General features: G+C 40.8%; 16 protein-coding genes, 1 tRNA gene and 3 pseudogenes. 4 read left to right on the forward strand and 16 right to left on the reverse strand.

What is annotated here, in order from left to right; translation table 11 throughout:
- The first annotated feature begins 60 nt into the window (after positions 1–60).
- The 3 genes from nirC (at position 61) to FERRO_RS08850 (ending at position 5,058) form a co-directional block, all read left to right on the forward strand.
- Complete coding sequence (gene nirC / locus FERRO_RS08840) at positions 61–882, forward strand: nitrite transporter NirC (RefSeq protein WP_056930487.1); 822 nt, start codon at positions 61–63, stop codon at positions 880–882.
- A 2-nt stretch (positions 883–884) separates the two neighbouring features.
- Positions 885–3,533, forward strand: a complete 2,649-nt coding sequence (locus FERRO_RS08845; RefSeq protein ID WP_056930488.1) for a nitrate reductase — start codon at positions 885–887, stop codon at positions 3,531–3,533.
- Between the two features lie 310 nt (positions 3,534–3,843).
- Complete coding sequence (locus FERRO_RS08850) at positions 3,844–5,058, forward strand: cation:proton antiporter (RefSeq protein WP_056930489.1); 1,215 nt, start codon at positions 3,844–3,846, stop codon at positions 5,056–5,058.
- Positions 5,059–5,511: 453 nt separating this feature from the next.
- Here FERRO_RS08850 and FERRO_RS08855 read toward each other — a convergent pair whose 3' ends face one another.
- The 10 genes and pseudogenes from FERRO_RS08855 to FERRO_RS08890 all read right to left on the reverse strand — a co-directional run bounded on the left by FERRO_RS08855 (position 5,512) and on the right by FERRO_RS08890 (position 14,482).
- A complete protein-coding gene (locus FERRO_RS08855; protein WP_056930490.1) occupies positions 5,512–5,964 on the reverse strand; it encodes a DoxX family protein in 453 nt (150 codons plus the stop codon).
- A 2-nt stretch (positions 5,965–5,966) separates the two neighbouring features.
- A complete protein-coding gene (locus FERRO_RS08860; RefSeq protein ID WP_056930491.1) occupies positions 5,967–6,725 on the reverse strand; it encodes an HvfC/BufC family peptide modification chaperone in 759 nt (252 codons plus the stop codon).
- Positions 6,718–7,593, reverse strand: a complete 876-nt coding sequence (locus FERRO_RS08865) for a DUF692 domain-containing protein (protein WP_160318131.1) — start codon at positions 7,591–7,593, stop codon at positions 6,718–6,720. Before FERRO_RS08865 ends, FERRO_RS08860 begins: the two co-directional genes overlap by 8 nt.
- A 38-nt stretch (positions 7,594–7,631) precedes the next feature.
- On the reverse strand, positions 7,632–7,958 hold the full coding sequence (locus tag FERRO_RS08870) for a BufA1 family periplasmic bufferin-type metallophore (protein ID WP_056930493.1): 327 nt from the start codon (positions 7,956–7,958) through the stop codon (positions 7,632–7,634).
- Between the two features lie 182 nt (positions 7,959–8,140).
- A pseudogene (locus tag FERRO_RS08875) lies at positions 8,141–9,254 on the reverse strand (IS3 family transposase).
- A 307-nt stretch (positions 9,255–9,561) separates the two neighbouring features.
- Positions 9,562–9,804, reverse strand: a pseudogene (locus FERRO_RS10735) (transposase); the annotation flags it as partial.
- A gap of 108 nt (positions 9,805–9,912) precedes the next feature.
- Entirely contained in the window at positions 9,913–11,889 is a 1,977-nt protein-coding gene (locus tag FERRO_RS08880) for a bifunctional diguanylate cyclase/phosphodiesterase (protein WP_056930494.1), read from the reverse strand.
- A gap of 58 nt (positions 11,890–11,947) precedes the next feature.
- Positions 11,948–12,484 carry a PAS domain-containing protein gene (locus FERRO_RS08885; protein ID WP_056930495.1) on the reverse strand — a complete coding sequence of 179 codons (537 nt, stop codon included), beginning with the start codon at positions 12,482–12,484 and terminating at the stop codon, positions 11,948–11,950.
- 467 nt (positions 12,485–12,951) lie between these two features.
- Positions 12,952–14,044: pseudogene (locus FERRO_RS10035) on the reverse strand (IS3 family transposase).
- A 353-nt stretch (positions 14,045–14,397) separates the two neighbouring features.
- Positions 14,398–14,482 (reverse strand) — tRNA-Leu (locus FERRO_RS08890).
- A 38-nt stretch (positions 14,483–14,520) separates the two neighbouring features.
- Between FERRO_RS08890 and FERRO_RS08895 the strand changes: the two genes are divergently transcribed.
- On the forward strand, positions 14,521–15,270 hold the full coding sequence (locus FERRO_RS08895) for an SDR family NAD(P)-dependent oxidoreductase (RefSeq protein WP_056930496.1): 750 nt from the start codon (positions 14,521–14,523) through the stop codon (positions 15,268–15,270).
- Here the strand turns inward: FERRO_RS08895 and radA are convergent.
- The 6 genes from radA to rpsF are packed head-to-tail and all read right to left on the reverse strand — an operon-like array spanning position 15,252 to position 19,441.
- Positions 15,252–16,622, reverse strand: a complete 1,371-nt coding sequence (gene radA, locus FERRO_RS08900; RefSeq protein ID WP_056930497.1) for a DNA repair protein RadA — start codon at positions 16,620–16,622, stop codon at positions 15,252–15,254. The genes FERRO_RS08895 and radA overlap by 19 nt on opposite strands.
- A 5-nt stretch (positions 16,623–16,627) precedes the next feature.
- Positions 16,628–18,010, reverse strand: coding sequence for a replicative DNA helicase (gene dnaB, locus FERRO_RS08905; RefSeq protein ID WP_056930498.1), 1,383 nt, complete (start codon positions 18,008–18,010; stop codon positions 16,628–16,630).
- An 11-nt stretch (positions 18,011–18,021) separates the two neighbouring features.
- Positions 18,022–18,471, reverse strand: coding sequence for a 50S ribosomal protein L9 (gene rplI, locus FERRO_RS08910; protein ID WP_056930499.1), 450 nt, complete (start codon positions 18,469–18,471; stop codon positions 18,022–18,024).
- Positions 18,472–18,481: 10 nt separating this feature from the next.
- The gene (gene rpsR, locus FERRO_RS08915) at positions 18,482–18,754 is read right to left on the reverse strand and encodes a 30S ribosomal protein S18 (RefSeq protein ID WP_239683504.1); all 273 of its coding nucleotides are present in this window, start codon (positions 18,752–18,754) and stop codon (positions 18,482–18,484) included.
- Between the two features lies 1 nt (position 18,755).
- A complete protein-coding gene (locus FERRO_RS08920; RefSeq protein WP_056930501.1) occupies positions 18,756–19,055 on the reverse strand; it encodes a hypothetical protein in 300 nt (99 codons plus the stop codon).
- A gap of 2 nt (positions 19,056–19,057) precedes the next feature.
- Positions 19,058–19,441, reverse strand: a complete 384-nt coding sequence (gene rpsF, locus FERRO_RS08925; RefSeq protein WP_056930502.1) for a 30S ribosomal protein S6 — start codon at positions 19,439–19,441, stop codon at positions 19,058–19,060.
- Between the last annotated feature and the right edge of the window lie 64 nt (positions 19,442–19,505).

Consider the following 19,505-nt stretch of genomic DNA (forward strand, 5'->3'; position numbering starts at 1 on the left):
CAACAGGAAACAGCGCAGCCGACGGGAAAGCTCTATAAGTTTTTATAAGGAATAAAAGCCATGTATGTTGATACAATCCAGAAATTTTCTGTCACGGCTGAAGAGAAAGCCACTGCAGTTCGTACCTCTTTAACTAAGTTCTTTGTGGCCACCATGATGGCCGGCGCTTATGTAGGACTCGCCATTATTCTGATTTTTAGTGTCGGAGCCAAAGTGGAACCTGCCTACCAACGCCTCGTGATGGGGGCATCTTTCGGTGTAGCCCTCACCCTGGTTGTCTTCGCAGGCTCTGAACTCTACACGGGTCATACCATGATTATGCCAATTGGTTGGCTATGTCGCCGTGTCAGATTAGGCGATGTGGGCCGCGTCTTGATCACCGGCTGGTTTGGTAATTTAGCTGGTGCACTCTTGCTAGCACTGATCTTTGTTGCGGGCGGTGGCGGTGCTGTGCTGGCAGAAGGAGCGCCGCTACTTTTTAAGGTAGCCAGTGCCAAAATGAACGCGCCGGCCCTTGAACTGGTAATGCGCGGCATATTATGTAACTGGCTGGTTTGTCTAGCCCTCTGGATGGCTAACCGCACCTCCAGCGACGCTGCCAAATTAATTATGATTTTCTGGTGTCTATTTGCATTTATTGCCAGCGGCTATGAACATTCCATTGCCAATATGACGATTTTTTTTATTGCCTTTCTCAGTCCACATCCTGACACCGTGAGTTTAGCTGGCATGATCCATAACCTTTTTTGGGTAACTCTTGGCAATACAATTAGCGGTGCACTGTTCATGGCTACCGCCTACTGGTTTGTTACAGGACCAAAAACGGCTATAGATACTCGAGAAGTAGAGAAATTGATGGTTGCCAGTGATTTGAAAAGCTAATTATGAATGCAGACGCGCATAGTCTTGAAACCATACACACTACCTGCCCCTATTGTGGGGTGGGATGCGGTGTTGAAATCAGTGGTAGAGAAAGGACTAAACTCAAGGGAGACTCCCTTCATCCAGCAAATTTTGGGCGACTTTGCTCCAAGGGCGCAGCATTAGCTGAGACATTGGAGCATGAGGGTAAGCTACTTTATCCTGAGATTAATGGGCGTCGCGCCTCATGGAATGCGGCACTGGATCGAGTTGCTGAACAATTCAACACTATCATTGCTGAATATGGGCCGGATGCAGTAGCCTTTTATGTCTCAGGACAAATCCTTACTGAGGATTATTACGTGGCTAATAAATTGATAAAGGGGTTTATCGGTAGCGCTAATATAGATACAAACTCCAGACTTTGCATGTCCTCGGCAGTAGCAGCTCACAAACGCGCCTTTGGCGCCGATACAGTACCTGTCTGTTATGAGGATGTGGAAATTGCCGATTTGGTTGTGATCGTAGGCTCTAACTGTGCCTGGGCTCATCCAGTTCTCTTTCAGCGCTTGGTGGAAGGAAAAAAAATACGTCAAAATATGAGTGTGGTAGTCATTGATCCTCGCCGAACCCCAACTTGTGATGTTGCCGATATGCATCTCGCTATTACCCCAGGTTCTGATGCGTATTTGTTTAACGGTCTATTGCATTATCTACGCCGTGAGGATGCAATTGATCTCACTTACATTGAGGAACACGTAGAAGGATATGCGGCGGCGTTTATTAATGCGCGAGAGGGAGGTTCCATCCCTAAAATAGCCAAAGTTTGCGGCGTCAGTGAAACTGAAATAGCCAATTTCTTCAGCCTATTTGCGCGCACAAGGCGCACTGTGACCCTGTTTTCACAGGGTATCAACCAATCCTCAAGTGGAGTGGATAAAGGCAATGCGATTATCAATGTCCATCTGGCTACCGGCAGGATAGGCCAACCTGGCATGGGACCTTTTTCGATAACTGGACAACCCAATGCAATGGGTGGACGAGAAGTGGGTGGACTTGCAAACCAGCTCGCCGCACATATGGATTTCTCCGATACCTTGAGCATAGATCGCGTTGCACGCTTTTGGAACGCAAAACATATGGTACAAGAGCCGGGACTTAAAGCGGTGGACATGTTTGATGCAATTGCATCAAAAAAAATCAAGGCGGTATGGATTATGGGCACTAATCCAGTGGTTAGCATGCCAGATGCAGATAAGGTTCGCGATGCACTGATGAGTTGCGAGATGGTGGTTGTATCAGATTGCATTGCGCACACTGATACCACGTTATGCGCAGATATTCTATTGCCCGCCACAGGTTGGGGTGAGAAGGACGGTACAGTGACAAATTCACAACGCCAGATTTCGCGTCAACGCTCCTTCATTAAGCCATCTGGCGAAGCACGCCCAGACTGGTGGATCATTACCCAGATAGCACAGAGGATGGGGTTTGCAGACGCATTTCCCTACACCACACCAGCACAAATATTTCGGGAACATGCGCGCCTGTCAGGTTTTGAAAATGAGGGCAAGCGGGCGTTTGACATCAGCGCGCTGAGTGAATTAAGCGATGATCAATACAATCTAATGCAACCCGTTCAATGGCCAGTTAATAAACTGGCACCGGAAGGAACAGAGCGTCTGTTTACAGATGGGCAATTCTATACATCTAGCGGTCGTGCTCGCATGATCGCTGTTGTACCACGGCTACCTGCCGTGCAAGCAGATGCAGATTTTCCTCTAGTACTAAACACCGGACGCATTCGTGATCAGTGGCATACCATGACACGTACTGCTCTTGCACCACGTTTGAATTTACATTCCTGCGAGCCTTACGTGCAAATTAACCCATCCGACGCACGTCAGCTAGCCGATAAAACTCTTGCACGTCTTACAAGCCGTCATGGCAGCATACTGGCGCGTGTACAAATCAGTGATGATCAGCGAATAGGTTCCGTATTCGTACCCATGCACTGGAGCGATGAGTACGCCAAGTCCGCCAAAGTAAATGCGCTGGTAGCACCTATCACTGATCCCATCTCGGGTCAACCTGAATCCAAACACACGCCAGTGAGTATCGAAGCATATCGCCCTGCATGGCAAGGGTTTGTACTTAGTCGCAAACGTATGACGTTATCTGATACCAGTTATTGCGCGAGCTCAGAAGGTGAATGTTTCTGGCGCCATGAAATTGCCGGCGAAAAAATGGAGGATGATTGGCGTGCCTGGGTAAGAATAAATTTGACTAACGAGGGAGAATGGACTGAGTATTCCGACGCTGCAATGGGACGTTATCGTGCAGCCTGCTTGATAGATGGAAGACTAGAGGCCGTCTTTTTTATTGCGCCAGATCACCGCTTACCAGAACGCGAATGGCTAACCCACTTATTTAAAAAAGCGCAGCTTGAACCTGAAGATTTAGCTGGGCTCTTGGCCGCGAGAGCGCCCTCAGGTGCCAATACCGGGCGTATCGTATGCGCCTGTTATAGTGTAGGCGAGAAAACCATACTAGATGGGATACATAAACAAAACTTGAAAAGTGTTGAGGAAGTAGGCCAAGCCCTTAAGACTGGCACCAATTGTGGCTCTTGTATTCCAGAAATTCGTCGTCTTTTATCGCGTCATCAATAAATCTGTTTAATTCACCTAATCGTTACATAAATAAATAGGAAATACAAAATAAATACCCTTAGTTAACTGTTTTTCTAACTGTTTTTAAGCTACATACAACGAGGTTTTTATTTTACTATAGCCCATTGGGGCCTCAAGTAACTAGATAACCGGCTGATTAGCCACTGATATAAATTTAATTTGTGCGTCTTTGGGCGCGAAGCCAAATATATCTAAAAAACTTAAATCCTTTAAATTGTTATAGTCCTTTTTTGCATAAAAAATTAACCCATGTAGTATTAAGAATGTTTATTTTAGGGATCTTACACAAGTGGATTGGAATTTTCTTCCTCAATGGCCCAGGACTGAGAACAGTTTTCTGCTTTTTGGAGCTATTTTACTTGTCGGAATCGTTGGAGGTGAGCTTGCTCAGCGCACCAATTTCCTTCCGAGAATCACTGGGTTCGTTATAACGGGACTCATTCTTGGGCCCAGCATGCTCGGCTTACTCGATGCAAGCATGCTTGCTAACGTAAAACCCTTTACGGACATCGCATTAGGTCTCATTTTATTCCAGCTCGGCATGCAGCTCGACTTCAAAGCCTTGCGGAGCGACAAGATTCTCATTCTTTCGGGTCTAGTAGAAGCAGCACTCTCTTTTTCACTGATCTTCTTCGTACTTAGCCTTTTCCACGTTGACAATCTACATGCCGGTCTTGCTGCAGCGATCGGTATTTCTTCATCACCTGCAGTGGTTCTCCTCGTGGTGCGTGAATTCAGGGCCGATGGCCCCGTGACTAGGCGCGCCTTGGATCATGTTGCAATTAACAACGTGCTTTCCTTTTTCGCTTATACGATACTGCTTCCCTTCTTGCATTACAAACAGAAAGCAGACTGGACAACGATCTTTCTGCAACCACTATATCAAACGCTAACGTCGCTCATCCTCGCCTGGCTTCTGGCCCACGCATGCATCCGCATTGCCCGCCTTCTGGGCAGGAATGAAAACTTACAATTTGCTCTTCTTGTCGGGCTGATAATTTCTGCTATTGGTCTAGCTAAGCTTTCCAGTTGCTCCAATCTCCTCACCTTACTTGTTCTCGGTATCATGGCGCGCAATCTCAATACCCGCAATGAGCTCATGGACATCGAGTTTGGTCACGGCGGTGAAATATTCTTCGTGCTGCTCTTTGTCATTGCAGGTGCCAACCTTCATTTGAGAGAGCTGGCTTCTGTAGGTTGGGCTGCAGTTGCTTTTGTTGGTATCAGGTTTATTGGAAAGGCAGTCGGACTCCTTGTGCTGACTCCATTCTCGCCTTTATCCATCAAACAATCGTCGCTTCTTGGCCTGACGCTCGTGCCCATGGCTGGGCTTGCAATTGGTCTCACCGAAGCCACTACTCAGCTATATCCAGAGTTTTCCAAGGAACTCTCGGCCATCATCTTGGGCTCCGTCGCCATACTTGAAACCATTGGTCCAATTTTAACCGAATTTGCCTTGAAACGCGCCGGAGAGGTTAGTTTGGAGAATAAACTAAAACACTGAATTTCTTTTAGAATACTTTATAAATTGGCGTAATTATTCTAATTATATTAATGACTAATATGATGTATTCTCATTTAGTAATGAGGCAATATGGTGTTTAACAGAGAACACATACAAAAAGAGACGATAAGTTAGATTGTTTAATATATCTATTGTCGCTCAAGCTTCAGACTAACAATCTGCCTATATCAATAATAAATACCTACTCTGCTTATCATGTCATGAGTCAAATAAAGTTGGACCAGCATATGGGATGATTGCACAGAAATACTTAGGTAAAGAAAAAGTAACTAGAATCTTAGTTAATCACATCGTAAATGATTATAGAGCAATGCTTGGGAAGCTCGCTAATACAAAGTAGGCAAATAATCTTACTAATTTAATTATCCGTGTTATAAATAGATGTCAAAAAAAATAATAACTTAATTATTTAACTCATCTGAATTAGTATAACTATCTTTTAATCTTGGATAGTAAATAATCTAAAGACATTTTACCTGGCCCCCACAATATAATTACTAGTAATAATATACCCCATATATAGTGGTACATCTTTCCAGCTGTTTGTAGACTATAAGCATAGGAAATATAAGCAACAAAGTTGACAAAAAATAATCCCAGGCTAGATATCCTTCCTAAGAAACCTAATATTAATAAGATCGGAAAAAGTAACTCACCACCAGTTCCTAAAATTGCGGCAACATGAGGCGGTAATAAAGGTACATGAAAATCGTTTTCGTAAAGATACTGAGTAGTTGTCCAATCATTAATACTATCCAATCCAGACTTTAAAAATGAATAAGCAACATATAATCTAGCCATTATCAACAAGAGTTCTTTTACTGGAATAAGAGACTTTTCAATCCAATAATCAATTTTATATAAATTAGTGAGTGTTTTGATCACGATCAATCCTTTGGGGAGTTATCAATTAGTAAAATACCAGTAATCCAATTTTTACTCGTTACATATGTTAACCATTGGTGGAAATCAAATTCATCACTCATTAACTCAAGCGCATCAAGAAGAGAATGGTTTTTTAAATACTGTTGAAACCGAATATAGTCATCTTCAATTTGTTCTATTTGTAATTTAAATCCATAATTTGTATTTAAAAAATATATGGCAATTGAGTATCGATAATTCGTCGAAGAAATAACTGGTTGACTAGCTTCATTGGATTTATAAGCGTTATAGACATCAATTAGAGACCATTCTGTCTGAAAAAATGATAAATGCTCCACAAACAAAAACGTGAAAGAACTAGGATCGTATTCATTGAGTATACTAAGTTCAAAGATCTCTCTATCAAATTCAGACACAACAGAACTATAAAATAACTGCTTCTCAAATTTAACCAGATCTAGTAAAAAAGACATATTGAACTGGTCTAATGAAATATATTCTAAATAACTATCTAATTGATCTCCATAAGTGGTTATGTTTCCTGAATGGGTTGGATATTTAAAGAAATAGTCATAGTTAATCTTAGTTAAACTATTCGTTCCAATTAACCAATTGAGGACAGGATATTTTTGGATTAACAAATCCAAAAAATTACGATGAAAATGTCTTTGATAAACAGTTATACCGTTATAAATATCTTGATCAATTTGATCAACACTAATTAGATCAAACAAGGCTATTTGGCGTAATAACTCAGACATAACTACTCTCAAGTAAATTTTTTTGGATACTTTTTATTTTGTCTGTAAGCTTTACTAACACCTCAAGTTCAGGAATATTTTCATCCCATTCTATCGTAGTTGGAATAAACGTTCTGACTTGTGATATTAAATATTCATACCATTGCCATACTTCATAAGAGGGTGGCGCCGCATGATCATCGACAATTAATCCAACCTGTGTTGAGCACCCTGCTAAATGTATTTCACCGATTTGTGAAGTCGACTGTAGACTATCTAATAGTATATTTATCCACTGATAACCTGCATCAATAATATTTTTTGTCTTTAAATTAATGTAGTTAACATAAAGATTATTTAAATCAAGTAACAAGCCACATCCTGTAGACTTTATTAGCTGACATACAAATTCGACGTCAGTAAACTGTTCATTGTTAAAAAATATATATTGGCTTATGTTTTCTAAATATAGTCTCCTTCCTAAAAATTGTTGTACTTCGTTTACATGCTTTGAAATCAACTTTAGAGATTCTTGATTTAATCCAATAGGTAACAAATCATGTAAGTCATAGATTCGGTTTGATGTTTTTGACACTCGTGAATAAGACAAATGGTCTGATAAAATAAAAGGTTGAATGGTATCCGCAAGCGTTCTTAATTCATACAAATGAGCTCTTTCTATGCCAATTGCACTACCTATACTCAATCCTACCCCATGCAAACTTATAGAATACTGTTTTCTAATTTGTTGAAGATATTTTAAGTTAAGTGGATCTGTACTAAAAAAATTCTCAGAGTGTACTTCTATGTAATCAACTTGAGGTTGTGAAGACAAGAACTCAAGGTAATGAGGTTGTCTTAAACCAAGTCCACTAATTAAGTTTTTCATATAAAATAGAAAAAAGGGCAAATACATGCCCTTTATATTTAAGAGTTACGTTTAGCCATCATTTCTTCAAAAGCTTTTATTTTTGTTGCATCATGAATAATAGCCATAGCCTCCTCCTTAGATAACCCACCCATTTTTTTACATTCATCTTGAGAGACAACTTTAAAATCACCTGGGTTGTAGCTCTCAGATGAAGTACCTTTACAAGTATGATTACCTGTTATTCCAGCACATCCGTTTTGTCCAGCTTTAGCAATACCAAAACATTTACCAAGTGAATCTGCGTGACTAAGGGTAGGAATAGTTGTCGCAGCAATGGATACTACTGATAATAATGCCGCTTGAATCATTGCTTTTTTACTCATTTATATCTCCTAAAATAAAAAAATTACATCAAGTTTTTGATTGTTACTGTAATGTAGTCGTACTTTGACGATTTTTATTACAGAATAAATATTAATATTTTTAACCATAAGACTTAATTAATTATTTTTTTCTTGATGGTATGATTTTTTTGAGGTGTCGTGGTCAAGAAATTTCGGATACTTCAATAAGCTTTTGCTGCCATTTTCTGTTCAAAGACAGCGAGCGGCAGATTGCCCAATATTGAACGCACACGTTCACAATTATAAAAACGAGCAATGTAATCCGTGATGTCGATTTTTTCTTCATCATGGTTAGCCTACTCACGCCGCCAAACACGTTCCATTTTCAGATTTAAAAAGAAGCGTTCGGCAACAGCGTTGTCCCAGCAATTACCTTCCCGACTCATGCTACAAATAAAACCCTGTTTGGCAAGTAGCGCCTGATATTGACCGCTTGCATACTGACACTGCCACGGTCAGAGTGGACTATCAGTCCCTGAGACGGTTTGCGAAAGCGTACTGACATGTTCAGTGCTGCACAGAACAAATCAGCAGGCATATTGGGTGCCATTGCCCAGCCCACTACCTTGCGTGAGAACAAGTCTATTACCATTGCTAAATACAGCCAACCAGCACCAGTCCGAAGGTGGGTAATGTCTGAAACATAAGCCACATTCGGTGCGACAGAACTGAACTGTCTGGCAAGTATGTTTTCTGCAATCGGCAAATCATATTTGCTGTCGGTGGTATGCATAAATTTTCGTTTCCATACCGGTTTCAGATTCGCTGTTTGCATGATCTGGCGCACCTTGTAGCGACCAATGGTTATTCTCTTATCTTTCAATGCCACTACCAGACGGCGGCTGCCATAACTTTGGTGGCTGGCACAGAATGCAGCACGTAGATAAACACTGTTCTAGCAAAACAATGGTTTGGAACGTTGGCGACGTGCTTCATAAAAACCAGAACGACTCACACCCAAAACACGACAACTCTGATTAACCGGTATGGCCTCCTTTTGCAGCGAATCAATGAGCTGGTAGCTCACTTCAGCTCGCGGGCAAAGAAGGCCGAGGCCTTTTTTAATATATCAACATCCGAACGTAACTGCTTATTTTCATTTTCCAACTGACGTATTCTCTGCTGCTCCGGTGTCAGCGGATTGCCAATGCCACGATGGCCATTGAATTCTGCTTCATACTGAATGACCTAACGTCGAATGACGTTTTGCCCAATATTCATTGTTTGGCTAACCTGCGGGACGATAAGTTCCTGTTCTTTTATCATGCGAACCATTTCAAGCTTGTAGCTGGTTTCGAAAATTCTGCGTTCTCATGTCATTTAAATTTCCTCGGATAGTGGATTTTCCACCTATCGAGGTGTCCGTGCAAATCAAACCACTACAAGATATTACCGACTAATGAAGTGATACACCCATATATATATATGGCCATTATCCTTCCTCGTAACTCTGGAAGGGTAGATAACTGTACATAACTTTTTCGTTGTTGTAGTAAAGATCTGAGCTAATGCTCCTAAACAATCTAATAAATTATCAAATAAAACTCAATTCAGGACTAAAGAAGTTAGAATGCTAATAACACTAAAAAAATATAGGGTTTATTATTACCCCAATCCGAATTTGAAGTGCAATGTCTGAGTTAAAGAATAGCTGATTAGGTGTTGTATAACCAAGTATTTTTCGAGGTCAGTTGTTTAGCCGCTCCATCTATATATTAATTTCTTCCTGAGTGATGGTAGAGAAGTCTCGTTGGTTGGGAAAGTATTGCCTGATTAAGCCTTTGGCATTCTCATTTGTCCCACGCTCACATGATGGGCTGAGGTGTTAAAGGTCATGGCAACTTAACTATCCAGGTCATTAAACTTTAATAGTAAACCATTCTAAGCTACTCAATCTCTTAATATGAAGTTGTACTTTGTATTAAAATTTCGGTTATAAATTAATATAACTTGAATGATTTACTAAAGGTTCAAATTGATTTGCAGTAACAGCCTTAGAATAGAGGAATCCTTGGGCATAGTCACAATCAAAGGATTTGAGTAAATGATGTTGCTCTTCAGTTTCAACCCCTTCTGCGATGGTTTTGATTCCGATCTTATGAGCCATTGTAATGATGGCCTCTGTTAGAGCTCTGTTTGATTGGTTTTCGTTAATGTTTCTTATGAATGATTGATCTATTTTAATATAGTCAATATCAAATTTATTCAAATAAGACAATGCGGAGAAGCCTGTTCCAAAATCATCTATCGATACTTCAATTCCTAACTCTTTAAAAAGCATAAGTTGATTTTTTACATTCTCAGAATCAGTAATTAAAGAGCTTTCTGTAATTTCAACTATGATTGCACCTCTGGGTAGGCCTGACGAATCTAAAAATTCAAGCCAATTTCGATCTATTGGTCTGTTAAATTGAATGGCGGATTTATTAACGCTGATAGGAATTAACTTGTTACTAGTTTGTTGAATTCGCTGTGCCATTTTAATGGCTTCTATAAATACCCAACCGCCGATTTCAATAATCAAACCGCTTTCTTCAGCAATAGGTATAAACATAGCAGGAGAGATGAGACCCTTTTTGGGATGATTCCAACGTATTAAGGCTTCCGCTTTCACTAATTGATTAGTGGCCAAGTCAATAATAGGCTGATAATATATTTCTAATTGTTTTTGTCCTATAGCCTCGCGTAATTCATTTGTTATTCTTATTTTATTTTGAACGGCTTGTTGCATTTCCTTTGTGAAGAAGCTAAAACCGTTTCTACCCGTTGCTTTAACAGCATACATAGCTTGATCTGCATTTTTTAGAAGATCATCAACGGTTTTTGCATCATTAGGATACTGTGTTATTCCAATACTACAGGAGATATAGCCAACATGGCCATCATTTAAATCAAAGGGTTTATTAATCTCTTTTAGTATATTCTCAACAACTCTATTAATATTAATGAGTGAATCATTTCCAGGAAGAATAATGGTAAATTCATCACCACCTAATCGAGCAAAGGTGTCCGAGTCCCTGATTAATGCTTTTATTCGTCGAGTAGTTTCAATTAATAATTGATCACCTTTAGCATGTCCCAAACTATCATTAACGTCTTTAAACTTATCTAGATCTATCAATAATAAAGCCAGTGTGGTTTTATTACGTACTGCTCTTTTCATTTCTTGTTCAAGTCGATCTTGAAACAGACGACGATTCGCTAAACCAGTTAGGGAATCATAGTAGGCTAGGCGTTGAATTTGCTCTTCTGCTTGTTTGCGAACTGAAATATCTAAAAAACTACCAATATAATTTAATACTACATCACCAGTGTCTTTAACGGCTGTAATAGTGAGTTGAGCTGCATAAATATCACCATTTTTACGTCGATTCCACAACTCCCCAGTCCAAGAATCAGTATTAGAGACCTTCTGCCACACATTTTCATAAAAGTCTTTATCATGTAGTCCTGATCTTAATATACTCAGATTTTTTCCTAACACTTCTTCACTGCTGTAGCCTGTAACCTCTGAGAAGGCTTTATTTACCTTTAAAATATTTCTGTTTGCGTCAGTAACAATCATCGCCTCTTGCGATTCAAAAGCCACTGCAGCGATTCTGCTTTTAATTTCGTAATCATAACTATCAAGAGCAAAAGAAATATCTCGCGTCATCTCATTTAATAATTCGATAATTTCCGAATCAAAAGCATCTTTATCTTTATGGTATACAGCGACAATCGCGTAGGGCTTTCCAGATTTTTGTATTGGAAAAGTCCCGCTACATCCCCATCCATATATCTTCGCTTGTTTATGCCAAGGTTTTGTTAGCTGGCTGTTTTGATAATCTTTAACAATAACCATTTTATTTTCACGCCAAGCGATACCTGCGGGTCCTTTTCCTTCTGGGATATTTTCATCGATGGACATAATTACATGTTTAAAAAAATCTGAACCTTGACCATAATTAGTGAAAGTTTCTAATCGATTATTGTTGGGATTTTTTTTTTCTAACAGTAGCCAGTGTCATACCGCCGTAATCCACAGCCATCTTACACACAAGAGGAAACAGACTCTCTTCACTTTCTACTTTTACAATCGCTTGATTGATATGACTGATTGCTTTGTAAAGCTTGGTTATTTTTTCAAGTTTAAATTTTGTTATTTGGTAGTCTATAATATTGTTAAAGAAGATTATCTTGAATTTAGACTCATTGTCGACTAATGTTGCTACGCAAATTTGCACCTTATGAATAAGATTGTCTTTGAGTCTCATATCCACATCAAATGATAAATACTGATTCTCTGATAATCGAAGTTGTTGTTGTAAAATGTTGATGAATTGAGTGTTATGAGGGTTGGATTCTGGAAAGAGTGATTGGGCTAACTTATTAATATTTACTATTGAATTTTCATCATAATTAAATAAACTTTTAAAAGCTTTATTAGCATAATTGATAGTACCTAATTCATCACATAAGATTGTCGCCAATGGTAAGACATTAAGTAACAAGTTATAAGTCATTATATCCTTAGAGATTATTTATATAAGTGCTTTCTTATTCATTGTTTTTTTAGAACAATCATTAAAGTATTTCTTTTTTTTGTGAAGAATAATATTACACGGATTCAAGTTTAAAATGTAATTTTCTCACCTTGTGGGCTAATAATTTCCGCCATTGATCTCGCTAAGCTTTCCAGTTCTTCAGATCTCCTCACCTTACTCGCGCTCGGTATCAGGGCGCGCAATCTCGATACCCGTAATGAGCTCATGGACATCGAGTTTGGTCATGGCGGTGAAAAATTCTTCGTGCTGCTCTTTGTCATTGCAGGGACCAACCTTCATTTGAAGAGTTGGCTTCAGTAGGTTGGGCTCTAGTTGCTTTTGTTGGCATCAGGTTTATTGGAAAGGCATTCGGACTTCTTGTACTGACTCCATTCTCGCCTTTATCCATCAGACATTTGGACTTTACCCGTTTTCATAGACATTTCTTAGCATCCCGTTTGTAGCATCTCGAGTGCCATTGGGCTTAGCTGATTTAAGTGGCTGTGTCTGCTGCTCCGATTGCAGAACACCTCGATGTAATCAAATATATCCGATTTGTCTTCCTCCCCTATTGCATAAATGTTTCGTTTAATACGTTCTCTCTTCAAGTTGCTAAAGAATGATTCAACAGCCGCATGATCGACATAACAATTTCCACGGCGGCTCATGGTTGTGGTGAGTCAGTTGTCCTTGCACCAGCGTATAAAGTCATCGCTGCTGAACTGACTGCCCTGATCCGAATGGATAATCACCGGATTTTCGGTTGTCATCGCCTAACGGCTATTAACAATACATCTAGGGTAAGCTCCGTCACCATCGTTGGATTCATCGACCAGCCTATGACGATACGAGAATAAAGATCGATCACAACCGCCAGATATAGCCAGCCCTAATGCATGCGAATATAGGTTATGTCAGTTACCCATATCTTGTTGGATTCGTTGACATAGAACTACTGTTACAGATGATTCGGTGCAATTATCGAGGGGCGGCCATAGCGTTTGCCTAGTCGTCGGTGGAAGCCGATCTGCAAACGTAGTCCTTCAGCGTGCATTAGTTGATAAACATGGTTCTTGCCGCACCGTTCATCCAGATCATGCAGCTTATCGGTCACCTTACGGTAACCCTACATGCCGTCAGTCTCCAACAAGGATTGCTTGTGAGACCCGTCAGATTTCCGTCATCCTTATGTTTGACTGTAACAGGGGGTGTTTCCACTCTAGTTGCCAACAACGATGACGCTCTTCATCGGTAAATATCTTTCTACTTTGATTAGTCATTCAACACCCCTTTTCTTGGTAGCATTAGTTTAAGTGTTGCATTGACCCATTGAATACTCATCGGCCCTTTTTAGGATGTCGCGTTCCTCGCTAACACGCTTGAGTTCGGCCTTGGGACGACGCAGTTCAGCTTGCTGACTCTGAGATTGAAGATGATCAGGTTCTGGCAGACCGCAGATCTTCAGCCATTTGAAAAAGCTGTGCTGGGACACACCCAGCCGACTTAATGCTTCAGAGATCGTTAGCTTTTATCGGTTATTTACTTGACTGCTTTAATCTTGAATTCTTCTGGATAACATTTTCTGCTTATGACATCTCCTTTATAGGCCTAGTCTTAGGCTGAAAGGTGTCTAGTGTTTCGGGGTCGATTCATCTTATTACTATATAAGTTTAGAGAGTAGCTTTAGATATGGTTTTAATATATTTTGCGTATAATTTGTGTGCAAATTAGTTTTTCTTTTTTTTCTTATTTTGAGAAAAAATTTTACTAAAACAGTAAAGTGGCAATTTGACTATCGACTGGAACATGATAAATTTAGTGGGTTTTTTTATTATGTTAGTATACTTTTTTCTTTTTTTAGTAAAAAAGTGAATGCAGGTAAAATAAGGGAATGGTGCCGCGGAAGGGACTCGAACCCCCACACCTCTCGGCGGCAGGACCTAAACCTGCTGCGTCTACCAATTTCGCCACCGCGGCTAAAGATGTTATTCTAGCAAGCTTATGATAAATCCGCCATGACAACCATGACTTTAGCTTTAAATAAAAAAACAATTTTAGTCACAGGTGCTGGTTCGGGACTAGGTAAAGTGATGTCATTGGCCTATGCCAAGGCCGGCGCACAAGTTCTCTTGCTAGGGAGAAATAACCGTAAATTAGAACAAATCTATGACGAAATTGAGATCTCAGGATGTCTGTCTCCAATACTACTTCCTCTGGATTTAGAAAAAGTCACCGAGCACCAAGTCAACGAACTGGCCCTCATGATTGAGACTGAATTGGGTGAATTAAATGGAATATTACACTGTGCCAGCCGTTTTGCGCCTCTTGGTCCTCTTATAAGCCAACACGTGGAGCAATGGAAAAATGTTTTTAACTGTAATGTCATGGGTGCTTTTGCTCTCACTAAGGGACTTATACCTTTACTAGAAAAAGCCCATGATGCTTCGGTCTTGTTTACCATTGAGCATCATGGTTTAACTCTACCAGCCTACTGGGGTGGATTTGGTCTTAGTCAAAACACCGTCCTAAATTTAATGCAGTTATTTGCTAGGGAATATAAGGATCACCCTCATTTACGTTTTAATTTGATAGCCCCAGGGCCCATAGCGACGCCCATGAGAATAAGAACTCATCCGGGAGAGGTTCATCAAGATCAACGAGCGGCTGAGTTATTAATTCAACCCTTTATTGATTGGATGAGTGAGCGGAGCATAGGCAAAACAGGACAAACGGTAGTACTCTCCGATTATGAGGGAAGTGCATGATCACGCAGCAACTTCAGAGCCTCATCAACACGATCAACGGTGTATAAAGTAATGCCCTCAATACGCTGTTTAGAGCGATTTGCCTTGGGGATCAGTGCATGAGTAAAACCCAGCTTCGCCGCCTCCTTAAGGCGCTCTTGCCCTTTTTGTACCGGGCGAATTTCTCCTGATAAACCAATCTCACCAAATATCACCCATTGCGGCGGCAGAGGAATACCTCTTAAACTACTCACCGCTGCGGCAACAATAGCAAGATCAGCTGCGGGTTCGGTAATTTTTACACCCGCCACCGCATTAATAAATACATCTTGATTATGACAATAAATTCCTGCATGGCGGGTTAATACTGCTAAGAGCATGGCTAATCTATTTTGCTCCAAGCCAACTGTTAATCGTCTTGGTACTGACTGGTGGGATTCGGCGACAAGAGCCTGGATTTCCACTGCCATGGGCCGCGTTCCTTCCAAAGTAACTGTGATAGAAGAACCAGGTACTGGATGGTCATAATGAGATAAAAATAAAGCAGAAGGATTAGTCACTTCCTTTAACCCGATTTCTGTCATGGCAAATATACCAAGTTCATTCACCGCACCAAAGCGGTTTTTAATGGCTCGTATTAATCTAAAACTAGAACTCCCCTCCCCCTCAAAATAGAGTACCGTATCCACAATGTGCTCCAATACACGGGGACCCGCGATGGTTCCCTCTTTAGTAACATGGCCAACTAATACCATCATTACACCAAGAGATTTTGCAACACGGGTAAGTTGAGCCGCACATTCACGAACTTGACTCACTGAACCGGGAGCTGAGTTCAGTGCATCACTAAAGAGAGTCTGAATTGAGTCAATAACAACTAAATTGGGCAGCGCCTCTTCAATAACGCGGACGATTTTTTCTAATTGAATCTCTGAGAGAATTTCCGCATCACCCGTAACAAGTTTGAGTCTCTCTGCTCGTCCTGCTACCTGTTCGGGGGACTCCTCCCCCGTAACATACAAGACCTTTAACCCCTGCAATCCTACTTGGGTTAAGGTTTGTAAGAGTAAAGTGGATTTACCAATACCCGGATCCCCACCCAGTAAAATCACTCCTCCTCTCACAAAACCGCCACCTAAAACTCGGTTTAATTCCGTCATACCCGATGAGATACGATCAATGGCTTGTTGACTTACCGAACTTAAACGTTGGGGCTTTTGACTTTCATTAAGAGGTTTAAAGCGACTAACTGAATTTTCCTGTATGGTCTCTACCAAGGTGTTCCAGACCTGACAATGGGGACACTGACCTTGCCATTTAGGGCTCTGCCCGCCACACTCAGTACAAGTATATAGGGTTTTTAATTTAGCCACGTAAATTAATAGTCATTGGCTTGATAATTGATGGCTGAGGCGTAATTTTCAAAACGCGTATAGTGCCCCAAGAAAGTTAAAGGAACCATACCAATCGGTCCATTACGCTGTTTACCTATAATAATTTCAGCCATGCCTTTATCGGGGGAGTCGGGGTTGTAGACTTCATCACGATAGATGAACAAAATTACATCTGCATCCTGTTCAATAGCCCCTGACTCTCGTAAGTCAGACATCACCGGTCTCTTATTGGGTCGTTGTTCAAGTCCACGGTTAAGCTGAGAGAGGGCTACTACTGGAACATTGAGCTCCTTTGCGAGCGCTTTCAGGGAACGTGAGATTTCCGAGATTTCAGTAGCACGATTTTCACCGGAGGAGCTTGAGGTCATTAATTGTAAATAATCTACCACAATCAAACCTAGTCCACCGTATTGGCGATGTAATCGGCGGGAGCGAGCTCGAAGATCAAGTGGGTTCAATGCTGGCGTCTCATCAATATGAATAGGTACCTCATGGAGCTCTTCTAAGGCACGGGAGACACGCCTAAAATCTTCTTCTTTTAAGCGTCCAGTTCGTAATTGATGGGCATCAAGACGACCATGAAAACTTAAAATCCTCATGGCAAGCTGGTTGGAGGACATTTCCATACTAAATACAGCCACTGGAAGTTTAGATTGTATTCCTACATGACCTGCGATATTTAAGGCAAGTGCTGTTTTACCCATGGAAGGACGTCCTGCGACGATAATCAAGTCGCCCTTTTGAAAGCCTGAGGTTTTTTCATCTAAATCTACAAATCCCGTGGGGATACCCGTTACCGGATCATGGTTTCCCGCGTGGTAGAGTTCATCCACTTGCTCAACCACTTGCGCCAAAGGCACCTTTAACGCCACAAAGCCTTGCGAGTGTTTAGCGCCGCTTTCTGCGATATTAAAGACTTTAGCTTCCGCTTCATCTAGAAGCGCCCTTGCATCTCGCCCCGAGGGATTAAAGGCAGACTCGGTAATGTCTGAGCCTACTTGTACTAAAGAACGCATAATAGAGCGCTCACGTACAATCTCCGCATAGCGCCTGATATTGGCAGAACTAGGAACCGATTGAGTAATGGATGCGATATAAGACAAGCCACCAATAGACTCTAATTCTCCCCTTAAGGATAACTCATCACACAGGGTTAAAATATCTGCGGGTTTACCCTTTTCAACTAAAGAGAGAATGGCACGATAGATTTTTCGGTGATCTTCTCGGTAGTAGTCGGATTCATTAATTAAATCTGCGATTTTATCCCAAGCATGGTTATCAAGAAGTAAACCGCCCAGAACAGATTGTTCCGCCTCTATGTTGTGAGGCGGAACTCTTAAATTGGCAGAACGAGAATCGTCAGCCATAAGGGTGGGATTTATTGCTCAGCGACTACTGATACATTGATATCAGTCACCACATCACTATGTAAAGCTACAGTAATGGTGTAATCACCAATTGTTTTCAATGGACCATTGGGTAGACGTATTTCAGATTTAGAAGCTTCTAATCCTTGAGCTTTCAACGCGTCAACGATATCGTGATTGGTTACAGAACCAAACAGTCTTCCGTCAACACCTGCTTTTTGTGAAACTATCACCTTCACGCCAGCTAATTGTTCAGCGCGAGATTTAGCAACATTCAACTCTTCAGTCTGTAATCTTTCTAACTCAACACGACGTGCTTCAAATTCTTTTTTGTTAATTTCAGTGGCACGCTTTGCTTTTCCCTGAGGGATCAAAAAGTTTCTCGCATACCCTTCTTTAACTTTTACAATGTCACCTAGTTGACCTAGATTGACTACTTTTTCCATGAGGATCACTTCCATGGTTATCTCCTTAGTGCAAATCTGTATAGGGCAAGAGTGCTAAGAAACGAGCGCGTTTCACAGCAACACTTAATTGACGCTGGTAGCGCGCTTTTGTACCGGTAATGCGGGCAGGAATAATTTTACCGTTTTCATTAATAAAGTCTTTCAAAATATCAACGTCTTTGTAATCCACCCATTCAATTTTCTCTGCGGTAAAACGACAGAATTTACGACGACGAAACATACTGGCATTTTTAGCCTGATTGTTACGTGGTTCTTTTTTATTATCTTTTCTTGGCATTTTAAACTCCATTACTCAATTTAAATTGATTTACTTTAATCACCAGCTCTCTGCTGTTAGCATGTTTCTTTATCAATTGACCCTTAATCATAAGTCCCACAGGATGAGACAATTGACTTAATAAAACTGCCACCTCTGCAAACGCTGTCATAGTGATAGAAAGAGTTGTCTGTGTTGTCTCACCGTCATTTAAGCTCAATTGATGGGAAAATATTCCCACAAAATTTGCTATCCCTGATGGGGTATATCTTAGGGAGTTGTGAGATGAAACGAATCCTTCTAACACCACCTCATTTCGCATTATTAAGCAGAAACAGCCTCCGGTGAATCACCATCACGGACCATCAAGTCCTCACGGGGCGCACGTTTTTCTTCACGCATCATAGGTGAAATGTCAGACACAGGACCTTTCATCTGAATAGTTAAATGACGAAGAACCGCATCATTAAAGCGGAATGCGTTTTCAATTTCCGCCAAAATCTCACTGCTGCATTCAATATTCATTAAAACATAATGGGCTTTGTGGATTTTTTGAATTGGATAGGCTAGTTGACGACGACCCCAGTCTTCAAAACGATGAATTTGTCCACCACCTTGTGTCACCATGTTCTTATAACGCTCGACCATGGCGCCAACTTGCTCGCTTTGATCAGGATGAACAATAAATACTATCTCATAATGCCGCATAACATCTCCTTATGGTTAAGCCAAAATTGGCAGAGCTAACTTAATCTTTGGCAAGTAAAGTTAG

This window comes from Ferrovum sp. JA12, assembly GCF_001431705.1.
In the GTDB taxonomy this organism is placed as follows: domain Bacteria; phylum Pseudomonadota; class Gammaproteobacteria; order Burkholderiales; family Ferrovaceae; genus PN-J185.

What these genes read in the sequence shown, in the direction of transcription:
- FERRO_RS08920 (WP_056930501.1), bottom strand. Translation starts at nt 19,055, where the DNA reads ATGCGAAATGAGGTGGTGTTAGAAGGATTCGTTTCATCTCACAACTCC.
- rpsF (WP_056930502.1), bottom strand. Translation starts at nt 19,441, where the DNA reads ATGCGGCATTATGAGATAGTATTTATTGTTCATCCTGATCAAAGCGAG.
- FERRO_RS08870 (WP_056930493.1), bottom strand. Translation starts at nt 7,958, where the DNA reads ATGAGTAAAAAAGCAATGATTCAAGCGGCATTATTATCAGTAGTATCC.
- FERRO_RS08895 (WP_056930496.1), top strand. Translation starts at nt 14,521, where the DNA reads ATGACAACCATGACTTTAGCTTTAAATAAAAAAACAATTTTAGTCACA.
- FERRO_RS08880 (WP_056930494.1), bottom strand. Translation starts at nt 11,889, where the DNA reads ATGTCCATCGATGAAAATATCCCAGAAGGAAAAGGACCCGCAGGTATC.
- rplI (WP_056930499.1), bottom strand. Translation starts at nt 18,471, where the DNA reads ATGGAAGTGATCCTCATGGAAAAAGTAGTCAATCTAGGTCAACTAGGT.
- FERRO_RS08860 (WP_056930491.1), bottom strand. Translation starts at nt 6,725, where the DNA reads ATGTCTGAGTTATTACGCCAAATAGCCTTGTTTGATCTAATTAGTGTT.
- dnaB (WP_056930498.1), bottom strand. Translation starts at nt 18,010, where the DNA reads ATGGCTGACGATTCTCGTTCTGCCAATTTAAGAGTTCCGCCTCACAAC.
- FERRO_RS08885 (WP_056930495.1), bottom strand. Translation starts at nt 12,484, where the DNA reads ATGACTTATAACTTGTTACTTAATGTCTTACCATTGGCGACAATCTTA.
- nirC (WP_056930487.1), top strand. Translation starts at nt 61, where the DNA reads ATGTATGTTGATACAATCCAGAAATTTTCTGTCACGGCTGAAGAGAAA.
- FERRO_RS08865 (WP_160318131.1), bottom strand. Translation starts at nt 7,593, where the DNA reads ATGAAAAACTTAATTAGTGGACTTGGTTTAAGACAACCTCATTACCTT.
- FERRO_RS08845 (WP_056930488.1), top strand. Translation starts at nt 885, where the DNA reads ATGAATGCAGACGCGCATAGTCTTGAAACCATACACACTACCTGCCCC.
- rpsR (WP_239683504.1), bottom strand. Translation starts at nt 18,754, where the DNA reads ATGCCAAGAAAAGATAATAAAAAAGAACCACGTAACAATCAGGCTAAA.